The following is an 18,306-nucleotide window of genomic DNA, read 5'->3' as shown; positions in this document are numbered from 1 at the left end:
TTCATAGACGCAACTCAGGCAGTTCTCTAAAAAAATAATTCCCTTTAGCAAAAGTACTTGCTACTCTTCGTTCTTTATGACTAAATTGTACAACATCATATCTCTATTCCTTTTCTCCATGATAGCCTTTTCTGCTACTGCACAAGAGGAAGATTGCGATGAAGTTTTAGTGCTGCTTCAGGTAAAATACATTGGTGCCACCGAAATTTCCTCGGTAATATGCGGATCTAAAGTCTATCTTTCGGTATCCGAAGTTTTGGATTATATTAAAATACGAAATATACCCAATTCTAATTTTACTACTATTGAAGGTTTTTTTATTAATCAAAATAACACCTTCAAAATTGACCAAAACACCAACACCATTAGCTACAAAGAGGAAGTTTACACCCTGAAATCAAGCGATTTTATTCGTACCAAAACAAATTTATTTTTAAACGCTTCTTATTTCAATCAAATATTTGGGCTAGAAAATAATTTTAGTTTTAGGAGTTTATCCGTTGAAATGGTCTCAAAACTCGAACTTCCCGCCATTAGAGAAGCCCGATTGCTAGAAATGCGCGATAACATCAACAAAATGAAAATGGAATTTAAAGCGGACACAACTATCGTACGAGACAAACCACTACTTCATTTTGGAACAGCTAATTGGGCTGTTAATACCATACAACAATCTGAAGGAAGTCATTCAGAACGATTACTCCTCAATTTAGGCGGCATTGTAGCTGGAGGTGAATTGACCACTTTGCTAAATTACACCAGCAACCAACCCATAGTGGCCAAAAACCAGTTTTATCGATGGCGCTATGTGAACAATGAAAACAAATATATTAAGCAGTTCACTTTAGGAAAAATTTCAGCTTCTTCCAAAGCGACAATTTTGTTTCCCATTATCGGAGCTCAGATCACGAATGCCTCTACCCAAATCAGAAAATCTTTTGGCACGTATATCTTGAGCGATCATACCCAGGCCAATTGGACGGTGGAACTCTACATCAACAATGTATTAATTGATTATCTTCAGGCAGATGCCAACGGTTTCTTTTCGTTCAACGTTCCTTTAATGTACGGTCGTACCGAAGTTACACTCCGATATTATGGACCTTGGGGCGAAGAGCAGTTATTTAGCAATCAATTTGTAGTTCCTGCTCTTTTCCTTCCAAAAAAGGAGGTAGAATACACGATCAGTTCCGGGATTATTGAGGATAGCAAAGGCAGTATTTTTACCAGTGCAAAAGTAAATTATGGACTTTCTAATCACGTCACTTTGGGAGGTGGAATAGAATATATTTCCTCTTTAGAATCGAATAAAAGTATTCCGTTTTTGAATTCATCCTTTCGACTCTCGTCTCAATTATTTCTTACGGCAAGCTATTATTCAAAAGTGCTGTATGATCTCAATTTGAATTATACAACACCCAAAAACCTTCGTTTTGACTTTGATTATAGTAAATACGATAAGAACCAACAAGCCGTTCGATTCAATTATTCCGAAATGCGGAAAGCAAGTATTTCCATGCCACATCGCAGTTCTTTTTTTTCGGGAACTTCCCGATTTACCATTCAAGAAAACCTATTTAGTACCACTAAATTTACCACTTCTGAATTTTTACTCTCGGGAAATTCATTTGGATTTAATTTTAATTTTACCACCAATGCCTTTTTTACCAAAAACCAAAAACCATCGGTATACAGCAATATTTCTACCTCATTCCAACTTCCTAAAAGATTTGTCCTTGTTCCCCAATTGCGCTATGGATATGATGCCAATGCCATGACGACATTGCAAACACAATTGAGAAAGCCAATTTTTAAAAAAGGCTATATTCAAGCCTCTTTAGATTATAATTTTAAGAATCAAAACAGTAGTTTTCAAATTAGTTTTACACATAATTTCGATCATATCAATACTGGATTTTCAAGTGTTTTTTATAAAAATAGTGCTTCTTTTTCGCAATCTGCCAGCGGAAGCTTAATCTTTGAACCCCAAGCTAATTTTGTACGTTTTAATAACCAAATAAGTGTGGGCAGAGCGAGTGTGAAATTTGTTCCGTTTTTAGACATCAATGGAAATGGAAAAAAAGAGGCCAAAGAACCTCTGGTAAAAGGAGTCCAGATCATAGTAATGGGCGGTGACCGTCAGCTCGTTAATCCCGATGGAACCACCATAATAACCGGATTAGAACCCTATATTAATAATTATGTGGAACTTAATACCGCCAAAGTTAATTCTATTGCTTGGCGCATAAATAACAAAACTTTAAATTGTATACTAAATCCCAATCAATTAAAAATAATTGAAATTCCGGTTGTGGTTGTGGGAGAAGTTTCCGGAATGGTGTATCGAAAAGAAAATGAGCAACTTCTGGGAACTGGAGGCTTAAAAGTCGCTATCTATGATTTACACGATACATTAATCGCCAGTATTCTTTCGGAACCCGATGGTTATTTTAGTTATTTGGGTTTAAAATCGGGACAATATGTTGCGAAAATGGATTCACTTCAATTGGAAAATTTACAGATGAAGGCAAGTCCCTCCTACCAGAATTTTGAAATCGATAATGGTATCGATGGTGCTTTTGTAGATACTTTGGAATTTGTACTCGAAAAAACAAAATAAGTAGATCTACATAATCTTTACCGGCGTCATACGAGAAGAATCCCCAATAACTCGTATTCAAAAAAGAGCCTGAAATTTTAAGCAAGTCCTTTAATGAGTTCATAGCTATTTTTTTACCGCAAATTCGCAAATTATATATTAAAAATTAAATAGAAAAATTTGCGAATTTGCGGTTGTTTTTAAAATTATTCCACAAAATTCTCATCTTTAAATCCGATCAAATATAATTTATTTTTGGCTCGGGTCATTGCGGTATACAACCACCGAATATAATCTCTATTGATGCCGTCCGGCAAATACGGTTGTTCTATAAAAACCGTATTCCATTGCCCACCTTGTGATTTATGACAGGTTATGGCATACGAGAATTTTACTTGTAAGCCGTTGAAATATTCGTTGGCTTTTACTTTTTGGAATTGATTGAATTTTGTTTGACCTTCGTAATCCTTCAGCACTTCCTGATACAATCGGTTGGATTCTTCATAGGTTAATGATGGCGATTCGCTTTTTATGGTGTCCAATAACAATACTGTTTCAAACGGGATCTGATTGGGATAATCAATCATTCTAATTTTTACTTTGGCAAACTTAAAACCATACAATTCTTTGATATTGAAAATTTCCAAGACTTCGATAATATCACCATTAGCAATAAAACCCGCTTCATCAGAATCTTTTAACCAGAAATAATTATTTTTCACCACCATCAGAAAATCACCTGTAGAAAGTTCGCTTTCTTTATCGAGGATTTTGGTTCGGATTTGTTCATTATATTGATTCGCTCTTTTATTGGAACGAACAATAAAAGCAGTATCTTCAATGCTATAATTACTGTAGGCAGAATTAATGGCGTCCTGAATATCATAGCCATCAGTTAGGCGCACAATATCTTTGAATTTTTTGACATCAAATTTGAATTCAGTTATAAAAGAATCCTTCAATAGTTCTCGAAGTTCCGTGGCATTGTGCAAAATTCCCGAATTTTCTTCCTGACGCATCACTTCGTCCAACTCAATATATTCGACTTGTTTATCGTAGTTAATACTTAATGTTTGAATGTCTAATGCGGGACTGATATCTAAATTTACCGGCGGCAATTGAGCCGAATCTCCCAGTAAAATCATTTTGCAATTCGTGCCTGAATACACATAGGAAATCAAATCATCCAGTAGAGAACCATTTTCATAAAGCTTAGAATCGGAATTGGTGTCCGAAATCATCGAAGCTTCATCAACAATAAAAATCGTGTTGGTGTGTTTGTTTTGTTGCAAAGTAAATGAGACGCCACCTCCGGAAGATTTCTTAGGAAAATAGATTTTTTTATGAATTGTAAAAGCCGGTTTATCGGAATAATTAGCAATCACTTTTGCCGCACGCCCTGTTGGCGCTAATAAAACATACTTTTTATTGATTTCTACTAAACTATTTACAATCGTAGCTATTACGGTAGTTTTTCCGGTTCCCGCATATCCTTTTAAAACAAAAATGGTATCGTTATGCGTGTCCGTTAAAAAAATAGCTATTTTTTGAAAAAAAATATCCTGTTTGTGTGTCGGTTGAAAAGGAAATTTTTTTTGTAAAAGACTATAAAAAGAGGAGGAATTCATTTGGTATAATTTACATGCAAGGTAGAGAATGTTTTTTCAATTTCAATGTCAATAGCAATTTCAATTTTCAATTATTACTATTGATTTTGGCCATTGACATTGCAATTGATATTGTTATTGATTTTAAAATTTGTAAGTTTGCGTTGTTTAGAAAAAGTAATCTTATTATGAACATAGTCGAAAAAAATTATAAAAAACTTTCCATTCAAGTTTCATTGAAGGGACTTTCTTTTTGTACATTTGATATGCTGAACAACACTGTTATTTCATTCAATGAGATACATTTTGATCCATTTGACACCACTACCAAAATTGAAGATTTGTTTGCCAATGCCTTTCAGAATTATCCAGAATTAAAGGATACCTATGACGCCGTTCTGGTGATCCACAACAACAATCTTTCTACGTTTGTACCTACAGCACTTTTTGACGAAAACTTTCTAGGAAGTTACTTACAATACAATACAAAGGTTTTTGAAACTGATTTTTTTGCGTTTGATGAAATACCAAATAATCAAATGAATGCCGTCTATATTCCGTACGTGAATATCAATAATTTTTTTATTGATCAGTTTGGCTCTTTTGATTATAAACACGCCAATAGTATTTTAGTTTCGAAACTTTTGGTTGCCTCCAAAAACATTGACCAAAAAAAGATGTTTATTCATTTCAATTCAGGTCATTTTGAAATCATTGTGGTTCAAAACCAAAAATTATTGCTTTTCAATTCTTTTGAATACAGCACACCTGAAGATTTTATGTATTACATCTTATTTACAGCCGAACAATTGAATTTAAATCCAGAGAACTTTCAACTGGAAATGATAGGGAAAATTGAAACCGAGAGTGCTTTTTTCAAAATAGCTTACCAATACATTCGCAATGTTTCCCTAATTGATGTGGAAGATTTGCGATGGAACAATTATTTTTCTGAGGCCGAAAACAGAAATCATTTTATACTTTTCAACTCATGAGAATCATTTCAGGAAAATACAAAGGAAGACGCATTTTTCCGCCAAAAGGACTCCCAGTTCGTCCCACTACCGATATGTCTAAAGAAGCATTATTCAATGTTTTGAACAACCATTTCAGTTTTGAAGGACTAAAAATATTAGATTTATTCTCTGGAACCGGGAATATCAGTTTCGAGTTTGCCTCTCGTGGCAGCACCCCAATTACCTCTGTCGATGCGGATTTTGGTTGTGTAAAATTCATCAAACAAGTGGCAACCGAATATGATTTTAATATAGCTGCTACAAAAAGTGATGTTTTTACCTATTTAGAACGGTGTAAAACTTCGTACGATATCATTTTTGCAGATCCACCTTATGCATTAGACCAGAATACTTTTGAAAAAATTGTTTCATTGATTTTTGAAAAAGAACTGCTCAATGAAGAGGGAATGATGGTAATTGAACATTCTAAATATACCAAACTGGATCACATGATTCACTTTTCATTTAAAAAAAGTTATGGTGGTTCCATTTTTAGTTTCTTCGAAATTGGCTCTGGCGAGGAAGATTCTGAAAACGAATCAGACCAAAACGATAGTGACGAAGAATAATTCCGGAAACAATTTTAAGACAATTGCTCCAATATTTGCTTATATATTGGAGTATCAACCCCGAATTTCAAACCTTCATTAACTACATATTCTGTCAAGGAACCCACTTCCGTTTTATTCCCTGCTAATAGATCTCTGTGCATGGATGATGTATTGTCTTGTGGGGACTTCTCTAATTTAGCAATAGTTTGAGCAACAATGTCAATTGGCATCGCTAATCCTTTAGCTAAAGCAACAGCAGAAATCTCGTTTAATAATGAGCTATAAACTGCCTTATTTTCAGGATTATTTAAAATTCCTCCAATGTTTTGGTTCAAACATGAAGTTGCTGAAGCCAGAGCTGAAATAAAAATAAACTTTTCCCAAATCGTTTCTTCTATATTTTCAACAAGATAACTTTCGATATTTGCCTTTTCGAAGATAGATTGTAATTCCTTTAATTTAGAAACCGGAGCATTTTTTGAACCAAAGAATAATTTTTCATAAGCACCAATTTTTTTGATCGCACCGGGAGCAACAATCATCGAAACAATATACACACAACCCTGTAATACATTATTTTCAGGAAATAGTATTTGTATGCGTGCCGTGGCATCAACGCCATTATATAAAGGAAGAATTATCGTATCTGGAGTGATACAGTTTTTTATAGATTCAAAACTTTTTTCGATATCATAGGTTTTAGTGGCGCAAATAAGGTAATCCAGCTCCCCAATTTCTTCTGGATCGTTAGAAACTAAACTAGGAAAAACAATGGTTTCACTCTCCTCTAAAATAATTTTAAATCCTTTTTGGGCTATTGCTTTTTGGGTTTCGCCACGAGCAATAAAGACAATTTCGATTGCATCCGACTCAGAATAAGCTTTGGCTAATAATCCTCCGAAATAACCGCCTACTCCACCTAATCCTAAAATTCCAATTCGTGTTATCATAAGCACTATTTAAAAAAGTAAACCATTAAGGAATTTAGAAAATTAAGCCGTGGAACTTAATGAAACTAATGTCTTAATGGTTTCCTTTTAGATTTTACAATCCTAAATTTTATTAAATCTTTTAACAAAAAAAATGCAGACCTATAAGCCGGATTCTGTCTCCGAATCCCGATAGCTATCGGGTCGGAACCTTATCATTTATCTAGATCCCGCATTACTGCGTGACTCAAGCTATCTACCCTTCAACAACGGACGAGAAGCCCTTAAATGCTGATATACTTGATATTTCACCGCATAGAGTTTACCTGGTTTCACTACAGCATTACCTGTACATACTTTCTGTTGCACTTGTCCTAATCCAATTACTTGAACCGACGGGTGTTACCCGCTATGCTTCCCTTTGGTGTCCGGACTTTCCTCTCTTTTGATTGCTCAAAACAGCGATAAGGCGGTCTGCGGTGCAAAATTACAATATTTTTTCATGTATCGCCATTTTAGATTATTTACTTTAACATCCTTTTCGCAATGACTTAATAATAAATTAGTTACCTTTATAAATAATAATAAATCTTTCATTAATCATGAAACCAATGTACCATTATACCACCGTAATAGAAGCCTTAGAAGATCTAAAAGAAAAAGGTTTTACCTATGATTTTAATATTCATCAAGATGATATTAAATCTAATCCACATAAATTTGAAGTAAATCACGTCTACCGCTACGAAGGGGATACTGATCCTGACGAAGAATCAGTAGTATATGGAATCAGCTCTGATTCTGGTAAAAAAGGAGTTTTTGTAGCTGGTTTTTCGGCAAATTCAAATAATGACGCCGCAGTTGTTTTAGAAAAATTATGCATCGAAACCGGTGGACAATCCAAACTTTAGGTAACACATAATACCGTTAAAAAAAAACACTTAAAAATCTGATTTTCTCTTCTATCTGGGCTAGAGAATTTGGGAAATAAAAACCATTTGAAAAATTATAAAATCTTTCAATACTTAAATTTTTCCATCTTTAAATTAAAACCTATATTTGCTTTCGAATAAAATTCTATGGAACAATTTGTAGTATCGGCCCGTAAATATCGTCCTCAAACATTTAAAGATGTTGTAGGACAAAAAGCCATTACCAATACTTTATTGAATGCCATAGAAAGCAATCACTTGGCTTCTGCCCTATTATTCACAGGGCCTCGCGGCGTTGGCAAAACGACATGCGCGCGTATTTTGGCTCGAAAAATAAATCAGCCCGGATACGATGATCCAAATGAAGATTTCGCTTTTAATGTTTTTGAATTGGATGCCGCATCAAACAACTCTGTTGATGACATCAGGAATTTGATTGACCAAGTTCGGATCCCGCCACAAACGGGACAATACAAAGTGTATATTATTGATGAGGTTCACATGTTGTCTTCCGCAGCTTTTAATGCTTTCTTGAAAACATTGGAAGAACCGCCAAAACACGCCATCTTTATTTTGGCAACGACCGAAAAACATAAAATTATTCCAACGATACTTTCTCGTTGTCAGATATTTGATTTCAAAAGAATTACCGTAAAGGATGCCAAAGAACATCTTGCTGAAGTAGCTGCCAGTCAAGGCGTAAATTTTGAAGATGACGCTTTGCATATCATTGCTCAAAAAGCTGATGGTGCCATGCGAGATGCGTTGTCTATTTTTGACCGAGTAGTTTCTTTTTGTGGAAAAGAGTTGACACGTCAGGCCGTTACGGAAAACTTGAATGTGTTGGATTACGAAACCTATATTAATGTAACAGATTTGATTTTGGAAAACAAAATTCCGGAATTATTAATCGCTTTCAACGAAATTCTTGCCAAAGGATTTGATGCACACCATTTTGTATCCGGATTAGCCTCTCATTTTAGGGATTTACTGGTTTCTAAAACACCTGCAACTTTATCTTTATTAGAAGTTGGAGAACAAGCACAACAAATGTATGGCGTGCAAGCGCAAAATTGCAGTCAAGATTTTCTCTTGAAAGGAATCGAAATAGCAAATGATTGTGATTTAAAGTACAAACTGAGTCAAAATCAACGACTGCTTGTTGAACTTTGCCTTATGCAACTGGCCTCTATCACTTTTGATGGAGAAAAAAAAAAGTTGACCAATTTATAATTCCACCTACTTATTACAGGAAGAATGATTACGCTATAGTAGAAATTCAAAAAAACAATGGCAATAGCAATGAAAATGGCAATGTCAAAAATCAAGTTCCAGTTTCCAAATCCGAAACTGTTTCCCAGAACTCAGCCGAAGAGTTTAAACCTGAAGTTGTTCAACCTGAAACCCAAAGCCCAAAACCCATAACCCATAACCCATCAGGAAACGAGCCTAAGATTTCAGCTTTTTCGTTATCCAGTATTCGGGCAAAAAAAGCTTTAGAAGAAAGCAATAAAGGAATAATAAAAGAAGTTCTTAATTTGCCTACAGAAACTTTTAGCGAGACTGAAATGTTGCTGTATTGGAATAAATATGCACAACGCTTAGGAGAGAAAGGGTTTCGAATTATGGAATCACTCCTGCTCATTAATGATCCGGTATTAAGTGGAACTGCCATCACAATTGAGTTGCCCAATGAAGGATCAAAACTTGATTTTGAAAAAGAATTAAATGGGCTTTTGGGATATTTAAAAGGGCATTTACACAATCACGACATTACAATTGAAGTGATTGTAAATGAAAGTATTCAAAGCAGAAAAAATTTTAATGACCAAGACCGTTACAACAGACTTCATGAAATAAATCCAAATATTGATCTGTTACGAACAACATTTGGATTAGATTTAGATGCATAATACACATAATTTAGATTGGAAACTTAAATTTTATTGTAGTACATGGCTTTTACAATACCATCTGAAAGTCCAATTTTAGGAACATAAATATTTCTGGCACCACTCCATTTCATAGCATTCAGATAGATTCTGGTTGCAGGAATAATTACATCGGCACGATCCGGATTTAATCCCAGCTCAGATATTCTTTGCTCGTAACTAAGGGAATTCAGGAAAGCGTATTGTGAATTCATATAAATATACGACAAGGGTTTTTCTTGTATTTTTCCGGACATTTTAAAAAGCTTATTAATATTTCCGCCAGAACCTATTAAGGTAACTTCATCGTATTCCTGCGTATTTGTTTTAATCCATTTTTCTATTTCATCCCAGACTACATCGCAAACCATGTCATTTAATAAACGTACGGTTCCGGCTTTGAAGGATCTTGAATTTTTCATTTTTCCATTCGAAAACAATGTAAACTCCGTGCTTCCCCCACCAACATCTACAAAAAGATAGGTTTGATCCGTCTTTAATAGATGATGTAAATCAGTAGAAGCAATTATGGCTGCTTCTTTTTTACCATCAATAATTTCAATTTTTATATCGGCTTTTTTCTTTATTATTGCCACAACTTCTTTACCGTTATAGGCTTCGCGCATGGCTGAAGTAGCAAAAGCCTTATAGGATTCTACTTTGTGAACTTTCATCAAAAGATTAAAAGCTTTCATGGCATCACACATTCTTTCAATATTTTCTTCTGAAATTTCACCAACGGTAAAGGCATCTTGCCCAAGACGAATAGGAACACGAACCAAGGAACTTTTGTTAAACTGTGGCTCTTTGCCTTCTTGTTCTACTATATTTGTAATTAGCAAGCGCATGGCATTAGATCCAATATCGATTGCTGCATATTTTTTTATTTTAATCATTTTGCTTGGATTCGTTATTCCTTATAAAAAATCATTATTCAATTTAATGTATCAAACAAATGATTACCGGGATGATACTACTTACTTTTTGGATGCTAGTTCTAACTTATTTTGGTAATATTTATAGGTCTCTAGTTGTGCCCTAAAAACAGGATTATGATTTCGTCCTCTGTATTTATTATCTAATTTATAGGAATGAAAACGAGCTTTTACGTTGCCTTTCCATCCGATATCAAAATTATCGATTAATTCATTTTTTATTTCCTGATCATAAATAGGACAGGTTACTTCGACACGGTCATCTAAGTTTCTAGTCATGAAATCTGCGGATGAAATATAAACTTCGGTTTGTCCGGCATTTCCAAAAATATAAACTCTGGAATGTTCTAAATAATTATCCACAATGCTTATGGCCTCTATGTTATTGCTCATTCCAGCAATACCGGGTATTAAGGAACAAATTCCTCTCACTTCAAGTTGAATTTTCACTCCTGCCCTGCTGGCTTCATATAACTTATCTATCATTGCAAAATCAGACAAACTATTCATTTTTAGTTTCATATGTGTTTTCCTTCCGGCTAATGCATGTGTAATTTCACGGTCTATTAATTTTACAAATCGAGTTCTTGTATAGTGAGGCGAAACAATCAGATGTTTGTAACGATTCACCCTGTAGTTAATGTCAAAAAACTCAAAGATCTTCATGATATCTTTCAAAATTTGTTGGTGACTCGTAAAAAGAGTCACATCAGTATAGACTTTGGCGGTAGATTCGTTGAAATTTCCTGTTGAAATAAAACCATATCGTTTTATCTTATCATTTTCATTTCTTTCGATGACACATATTTTACTGTGGACTTTTAGCCCTTTTATTCCAAAAATAAGTTCAATACCTTCTAATTGCATTTGTTCAGCATAGGAAATATTTGAAGCTTCATCGAAACGAGCTTGTAATTCGATTTGAACCGTTACTTTTTTTCCATTTTTAGCAGCATTAATCAGAGAGCTAATAATTTGAGAATTTTTAGCTAAACGATACAATGTGATTTTAATGGAAGTCACTTTTGGGTCTAATGCCGCTTCACGCAAAAATCGTGTGAGATAGGAGAAAGACTGATAAGGAGCATTTAATAAATAATCTCTTTGGCTAATTTTTTCTAAGATACTTCCTTCGAGACTTAGCCCAGGAATGGGTAAAGGATCATTCGTTTTGTACAATAAATCAAATCGCCCAAGATTAGGAAAATTCATATAATCCCTTCTGTTATGATATCTCCCTCCTGGAATAATACTATCTGTTGATTCAATTTTCATTTCATCAAGAAAAAACTGTAAGGTATCTTTTTCAATCAATTGGTCGTAAATAAAGCGAACTGGTTCTCCAATTCTTCGGTCTTTTACACTCAAGGATATCTTTTCGATCATGCTTTTACTTAAGTCACTATCGATATCCAATTGCGCATCTCTGGTAATTTTGATCATGTGTGCCGAAACACTTTTATAATCAAAAATATTAAAGATGCTGCTTAAATTATGTCTAATCACGTCATCAATAAGAATTACATATTGTTTTTCATTATCAGAGGGCAAAACCACAAAACGGTTAATTGTTTTAGGAATTTCGATAACGGCATAGCGAATCTCTGAGGTGTGATTCATCACCAACTTCACTGCCAGGTATCCGGATGTATCTTTTAGCAATGGAAATTCTGCTAAATCATTTAATATAATAGTGACTAATTCAGGACTTAATTTTTGGATAAAAAAGTCCTTCAAAAAAATTTCTTGTTGTGTGGAGATATCATTTTCTGTAATGATAAATATATTTTTTTTCTCGAGTTCCGATTCAATTACACTCAAAATTCGCAAACTTTCGGATTGCTGCTGGATAACAATTTCAGTGATATCTTTGACTAATTGTTGTGCTGAAATACCCCCAAGATATTTTTCTCCGGTTATCCCTGTTAAACTTAATCGTCTGATGGCGGCAAAACGAACTCTAAAAAACTCATCTAAATTATTGGAAAAAATACCTAAAAACCGCAATCTGTCTAGTAACGGAACTGAATTATCTCCAGCTTCCTGAAGCACTCTGGCATTGAATGCCAACCAACTTTTTTCTCTATCAATATATTTATGTGCTACTACTTTATTCATCTTAAATCTTTGGGGAATATAATTTTTTTTATTTTACCTTTTTTTATTTTTTTCCAATTTTCAGTATCAAATTCTAAGGATACAAATCCGGTTGTAGGAATGTTTTCAACGAAAACATCTCCAAATTTATTTACGAAATTTGTAACTGCCCCGTTATGTCCAAAAAGAATAATATTTTCGAAACTGTTACTGCAGGATTTAATAGCTTTCTCAAGCTTTTTTTCATCAAAGGTATAAAGGTCGTCTTTGTAAATGATACAGTCAATAGGATATGCTAAATTTTGAGCAAAAATTAACGCAGTGTCTGTTGCTCTTTTGGCTGTACTCGTCCAGATTAGATATGTTTTGGGTATAAAATGGCTAATATCCGAAGAAACAAGATGCGCATCTTGTATGCCTCTCTTTGTTAAAGCACGATCCTTATCGTGTAACGATACCTCCCAACTTGATTTTGCATGACGTACTATAATTAAATTTTTCATAATGTAAAATAATTTTGGGGTCTCTAAACATAAGAAATTAAATAATCAGATACAATTTACAAAAACTAAGTTTATTATTTAATTTTTTTTATTAAAAACTATGTTATTAGTATCAAAAAGAATCATTACAAGGTGCTTTTTAGTTGGTAAAAATGTTTTTAGTAAACAGTCTAAAAAATAAGTCACCTTAAATCAGTCTATTAGTAAATAGATGGTTAAATTATAAACAAAAATTACAAAACCTCTTTTTATGGCAAATAATTATATCCCTATATTATAAAAAATTAACTTTCTTTTCCGTTTTTTATCTTTTTTTTTTAAAAATTTTACCTTTCATCGACTTTTTAAGTAGTTTATAGAAAAAAGAAACAAACCTGCTGTATTACCTATAATTTAGCTCTTTTAAACATTGCCCTGTTTAAAAAAACCTGAATATAATCACTCATACCTACATGAAAAAAAATACTTTACCCCAAAAAATATCTTCTCAGATTTATCAAATTTTTTTGAAAAGTCCTTCACTCTAAATATATCATTCATCTTCATTAATGAATAGTCAGACTGACTTTGTAAATACTATTCAGTGTATTAACAGAACAAAGGACTAGAAAAATTTCATTTAAATACAATACAAATAATTGCTAGCAAAACATCATTCAAAAACAGAATGTATGTTATTTAAAAGTTCTGAAGGATAAAACAAAAATTAGGAATTTAAAAAACAAAAAATGAAAATAATTTTACTTTATACAATTACTATCGTGTTCATTTCATCAAATTTAAGCTCGAACAAATGTTCAGATTGGATTTCTTTTGGTCAAAGCAAAACGGAATCCTTACTATTTCTTAGAACTTGTGAAAATGAAAATGGCGATTCTGGATATTTTGAAATTAAGAATGAAAATGAAAAAGATGTAAAACTTACTTATGTCATTACTTTCAAAAATGGGGATCTTTTTACGGCTAACATTATGATACCTCTAGATGACAAAACAGCACAAATAGTTTGTTGGAATTGTTTAGAGTCTAAAGATAGTGGAATTGCTTCCTGGAAATTTGAAAACATTGTTTTTGAAGACCAAGCCGGCTACTAATATCATTTTGTTTTTCAACATTATTATGCTTTAAGACTTGAATTTGATTTTTAAAATTCAAAATAATACTCCTCAATTAATTAAAATTTGATTGTATGAAAACTAAAATTACTCTTTTTTTATTGGCTTTCTTTATGTCTGAAAGTCCTATACATTCTCAAACTAATCCCAACAAAACATTCGATGCAGGCTCTTATATTATTGATATGGGGCAAAACACTACAGTTGCCAAAGGTTTAAAGCCTTATGGCTTAGTTTACACTTTGATTCGCGATAAAAATGTACCAGTATACTGGTCAATAAACTCCTCAAAAGTTAAAGATGGTGCTGATTTTTCAATTGGATCTAAAGCCTATAAAGGGGGAACTTTTATAATTGCTGCTGAGGATGCCGCTATTTTAGGAACCCTTATTGCCACTTGGAGATCAAATGGGGTTGTTATTGATGGCCCGATTGCAGCACCCTTCACTGCACCCATATTTAATAAACTTACCAGCTGGCCAAGGGCACTACTAGATACCGAAAATGGTAGCCTAATAACTCCATATTATCTTAATGCCGGAATTCCATCAAGTTCTTATGTAACACAAAGTAACCCAACTCAACTTACAAATTGTGGTGATATTTACGTACTGCCACATGCTGATCCACAGAATTGGTCTTCGGCGTATGTTATCGCACTAAGAAATTATATGCATAATGGCGGCTATCTTTGGGTAGGCTGTCATGCAGTAAGCGCATTAGACATAGTGAGTGCGGGGAATACAACTCCATTTAATTTTCTTACGGAAAAAGGTCTAGAGCCATGGGGAAATCACAATAAGCCAATCGTTGTTGGAACTTATAATCCATCCGCTAATGCTGATCCGGTGATGCAGTTTATTGGGAAAATGGATGCTTCACTACAAAATGGATCAGAACGAATCTATCTTCCAAAAGCAGAATCTTTATGGAGAAGTACTACTAAAGTAGCCATTTATCAAAACAATTATACGGACTCTGGTAGAAATTACACTTTCCCTGAAAATCCGGCTGCTCTTCTAGCTTATGGACCAACTTATGGTGATGCTACCAAGGGTATGGTAATGTATCAAGCGGCTCATGAATATAACAGTGGAACTACTGAATCTATGATTGCGGCTCAAAGATCATTTTTTAACTTTGTACTATTGGCTGGAATTAAACAACAAATTAATGTAAACCTTAACAGCTCTTTTCCAACTGCATTAACTCCTAGTCAAACGTATCCATTAATAGCAACTGTGACTGGAAATAAGGGGGCGGTTACCTATGAATGGTCCGCTATTGGAGGTGGGACTTTTTCAAGCACTTCAACAAACCCAACAACCTACATCGCTCCTTCTGTAATTGGGAACGTAGCACTCCAACTAAAAGTTACAGATGCCTGTGGTAGATCTAATTTTGTTTCCGCTTTTATGAATGGTGGTTCAATAGTAAGTTGTGCAGCAGAAGCTATTCTACCTTCAACTCCTACTTTTAAAAACAATTGCGGTAATGATATCATATTTACAGGTCTAACTATTAAAGAGCCTAATTCATCTTCAATTTGTAATACTACAAAAACTTACACGTGGTCTTATGTAGATTATACAACATGTAATCCAAGTGAAACTCCATATACCCGCAACTGGTCTTATACATATACAATAAAAGATTTAGTAGCCCCAATAATAAGTGCTGCCGGTCAAAATATTACAATTAATTCTCCGACAACACCTGTTTTTAGTCCGCCAACTGCAACTGATACTTGTGGAATAACCACAGTTAATATACTTTCTACCACTCAAACACCTGGCAGTCGACCTGGATTATACAGTACAACCAGAACTTGGGATGCATCCGACAACTGTGGGAATCGCAGTGATTCAGTAAGCCAGACTATAACAACAAATATTGTCTCAGCTCAATGTAATTCAGATACTCCACTTCCTTTTATTGATAGCACTTACGGTAACCTATTAGCAACAGCAAGTATCAACGGTGTGTGTGTGCTTTGTGCGGTTCCTAATGCTTCTAGGTTAATAGATACAGACTTGAATAATTTTGCAACTGCATTTGTAACTATTGGCGCAGCAGGTTCAGCAAATTATAGAGTGACAGACACAGATACGGATTATTCTGCTGGTACTTATGTAGGGTACAGGATTGATACTGGTAATTTATTGAGCTTAAATTTACTGGGCTCAATTACAATTAGAACATATCTGAACGGTACATTAAAAGAAACAGCTTCGGGTTCTTCTCTTTTGGGTGTAGGATTGCTTAACGGTTCAGGAAATAATTATGTAGTAGGTTTTAATACAACTCAAGATTTTGATGCGATTGAAATTTCTGTAGAAGGTTTGGCTAGTTTGTTAAATACTATTGATGTTTATTACCCAGTTATCCAAAACTATTGTACAGGTCCGGCTTTAAGTTGTAATACCGCATCGGCAATGAATCTTCCAGCTTATCCAGTAAGTTTAGAACCGTCACATACTGGCATTTCAGGCATAAGTTTAGGTACTATTTACGATGCTTCGAATGTCATTAGCGCTAATACAAATGATTATGCTACAATAACTTTAACAGCTGGTGTCGCTGCTTCGGGAAGTATTGCTGTAAAAGATCAACTAACGGATTATTCCGCGGGTACTTATGCTGGCTTTGAAATAGAAAACTCTAATTTGCTGAATGTTTCAGCCTTAGGGAATATATCAATAATTACATACCTTAATGGAGTTCAGCAAGAATCTTTTTTGGGTAATAATTTGGTAGTCAATGGCTCTTTATTAAACAATCCTGGTCGGTATAAAGTGGGTTTTGTTTCAACAAAATCATTTGATGAAGTTCAGCTTTCCATTAACCAGACATTGTCTCTGAATTTAGGTTCAACAAGAGTTTATAGTGCTGTTTTTGAAAATTTCTGTGCTGGGCCTGATTTGGTTTGTAATACACAAACAGCGATGTTAGCTCCTACTTATCCAGTTTATATTAATGGTATAAATACAGGTATTGATGGTTTAGTTTGTGCACTTTGTTCAATAAACAATGCAGACAATTTGATAGATCAGAATACTTCAAATTTTGCTCAAATAAATTTAACGATAAGTGTTGGAAACAGCGGTAGTATTTCTGTAAAAGATCAGGTAAAAGATTATCCTATAGGTTCTTTTGTAGGTTTTACAATAGAGAATCCTTCATTGTTGAATGTAAATGCACTCGACGCAGTCACTATAAGAACGTATCTTAATGGAGTTCTTCAGGAAACTAAAGTTGGAAATGCTGCTTTAGTTACGGTAGGAACCAATCTTTTGGTAGGAAGTAGTTTACAGACAATTGGTTTTGTTACAACTAAATCTTTTGATGAAGCTCGTATTACTATTACTAATACAGCAACAGTGAGTCTGGGAGTTGTGAATGTTTACAGTGCTATTTTCCAAAAATTGTGTCCGGTAATCTTAGAATGCAATAAAACATACGCATTGACGAATCCAATTTTTCCTGTAATCATTGATAGTGGAAAAACCGGTGTTGATGGATTGGCTTGTGTGGCCTGCGCAGTTAACAATACAAATAATGTATTAACAGCAAACACTACTGATTTTGCTTCGGTTTTAGTTACCGCAGGAGTAATTGCTCCAGCTTCTATAGCTGTTTTAGATCAGTTGTCTACTTATCCTGCGGGTAGTTATGCAGGATTTACAATAAAAGATTTGAATAGTTTGATCCAGTTAGATTTGTTCAATTCGTTAACTATTTCTACTTATTTAGACGGTGTATTTAGAGAGTCTAAAAGTGCATCACTATTGTTAAATCTATCTTTGACGATACCTCCGTATGACTCTGGTCCTGGAATCTATAATGTGGGTTTTCAGAGTACTCAATCTTTTGACGAAATCAGAATTAGTGTAGGGTCACTTGCGAGTGTAATAAATGATATTAATGTATACGGAGCATTTATCAACACAGCAAGTACTAGTGGCGGAACTTTGCAATGTGCTGCTATTGTCGCTAATGATGATGCTGGAACTGCTGTAAATGGTGCCAACGGAGGAACAGCTTTCTCCAATGTTTTAATAAATGATACCTTAAATGGAGTCGCTGTTTTG

The 18,306-nt window shown here is 34.2% G+C and carries 13 protein-coding genes and 1 other RNA gene; 8 read left to right on the top strand and 6 right to left on the bottom strand.

Annotation, left to right across the window (positions count from 1 at the left end):
* The first annotated feature begins 118 nt into the window (after positions 1-118).
* Positions 119-2,620, top strand: coding sequence for a fimbria/pilus outer membrane usher protein (locus tag EKL98_RS02865; RefSeq protein WP_126561506.1), 2,502 nt, complete (start codon positions 119-121; stop codon positions 2,618-2,620).
* 185 nt (positions 2,621-2,805) lie between these two features.
* Here the strand turns inward: EKL98_RS02865 and EKL98_RS02860 are convergent, their stop codons facing one another.
* Positions 2,806-4,227: an ATP-dependent DNA helicase gene (locus tag EKL98_RS02860; protein ID WP_126561505.1), complete on the bottom strand. Its 1,422-nt coding sequence runs from the start codon at positions 4,225-4,227 to the stop codon at positions 2,806-2,808.
* Between the two features lie 167 nt (positions 4,228-4,394).
* Here EKL98_RS02860 and EKL98_RS02855 point away from each other — a divergent pair, with 167 nt between their 5' ends.
* The gene (locus EKL98_RS02855) at positions 4,395-5,201 is read left to right on the top strand and encodes a DUF3822 family protein (RefSeq protein ID WP_126459235.1); all 807 of its coding nucleotides are present in this window, start codon (positions 4,395-4,397) and stop codon (positions 5,199-5,201) included.
* On the top strand, positions 5,198-5,791 hold the full coding sequence (locus tag EKL98_RS02850; protein ID WP_126451673.1) for an RsmD family RNA methyltransferase: 594 nt from the start codon (positions 5,198-5,200) through the stop codon (positions 5,789-5,791). Before EKL98_RS02855 ends, EKL98_RS02850 begins: the two co-directional genes overlap by 4 nt.
* A 14-nt stretch (positions 5,792-5,805) precedes the next feature.
* On the opposite strand, the gene EKL98_RS02845 is transcribed toward EKL98_RS02850, so the two are convergent.
* Together EKL98_RS02845 and rnpB are read right to left on the bottom strand one after the other, a co-directional pair.
* A complete protein-coding gene (locus EKL98_RS02845; RefSeq protein ID WP_126561504.1) occupies positions 5,806-6,723 on the bottom strand; it encodes a ketopantoate reductase family protein in 918 nt (305 codons plus the stop codon).
* 128 nt (positions 6,724-6,851) lie between these two features.
* Positions 6,852-7,183: RNase P RNA component class A (rnpB, locus tag EKL98_RS02840), an RNA gene on the bottom strand.
* 121 nt (positions 7,184-7,304) lie between these two features.
* Between rnpB and EKL98_RS02835 the strand changes: the two genes are divergently transcribed.
* From EKL98_RS02835 to EKL98_RS02825, 3 genes are all read left to right on the top strand, one after another.
* Positions 7,305-7,613, top strand: coding sequence for a hypothetical protein (locus EKL98_RS02835; RefSeq protein WP_126459229.1), 309 nt, complete (start codon positions 7,305-7,307; stop codon positions 7,611-7,613).
* Between the two features lie 168 nt (positions 7,614-7,781).
* Positions 7,782-8,867, top strand: coding sequence for a DNA polymerase III subunit gamma/tau (gene dnaX, locus EKL98_RS02830; RefSeq protein WP_126514976.1), 1,086 nt, complete (start codon positions 7,782-7,784; stop codon positions 8,865-8,867).
* Positions 8,868-9,172: 305 nt separating this feature from the next.
* Positions 9,173-9,547 carry a DNA polymerase III gene (locus tag EKL98_RS02825; RefSeq protein ID WP_231507343.1) on the top strand — a complete coding sequence of 125 codons (375 nt, stop codon included), beginning with the start codon at positions 9,173-9,175 and terminating at the stop codon, positions 9,545-9,547.
* Between the two features lie 23 nt (positions 9,548-9,570).
* Here EKL98_RS02825 and EKL98_RS02820 read toward each other — a convergent pair whose 3' ends face one another.
* The 3 genes from EKL98_RS02820 to EKL98_RS02810 all read right to left on the bottom strand — a co-directional run bounded on the left by EKL98_RS02820 (position 9,571) and on the right by EKL98_RS02810 (position 13,100).
* Positions 9,571-10,461 carry a Ppx/GppA phosphatase family protein gene (locus EKL98_RS02820; RefSeq protein ID WP_126553444.1) on the bottom strand — a complete coding sequence of 297 codons (891 nt, stop codon included), beginning with the start codon at positions 10,459-10,461 and terminating at the stop codon, positions 9,571-9,573.
* 81 nt (positions 10,462-10,542) lie between these two features.
* Positions 10,543-12,618: a polyphosphate kinase 1 gene (ppk1, locus tag EKL98_RS02815; protein ID WP_126459224.1), complete on the bottom strand. Its 2,076-nt coding sequence runs from the start codon at positions 12,616-12,618 to the stop codon at positions 10,543-10,545.
* The gene (locus EKL98_RS02810) at positions 12,615-13,100 is read right to left on the bottom strand and encodes a SixA phosphatase family protein (RefSeq protein WP_126459221.1); all 486 of its coding nucleotides are present in this window, start codon (positions 13,098-13,100) and stop codon (positions 12,615-12,617) included. Before EKL98_RS02810 ends, ppk1 begins: the two co-directional genes overlap by 4 nt.
* A 728-nt stretch (positions 13,101-13,828) precedes the next feature.
* Here EKL98_RS02810 and EKL98_RS02805 point away from each other — a divergent pair.
* Both EKL98_RS02805 and EKL98_RS02800 read left to right on the top strand, forming a co-directional pair.
* Positions 13,829-14,194 carry a hypothetical protein gene (locus EKL98_RS02805; RefSeq protein ID WP_126459218.1) on the top strand — a complete coding sequence of 122 codons (366 nt, stop codon included), beginning with the start codon at positions 13,829-13,831 and terminating at the stop codon, positions 14,192-14,194.
* 95 nt (positions 14,195-14,289) lie between these two features.
* The coding region (locus tag EKL98_RS02800) for an HYR-like domain-containing protein (protein WP_199740678.1) at positions 14,290-18,306 on the top strand (4,017 nt) is incomplete at its 3' end.

This window comes from Flavobacterium bomense, from assembly GCF_003970355.1.
The sequence above is the reverse complement of the archived record's forward strand: the minus strand, read 5'-3'. Positions and strand labels throughout refer to the sequence as shown.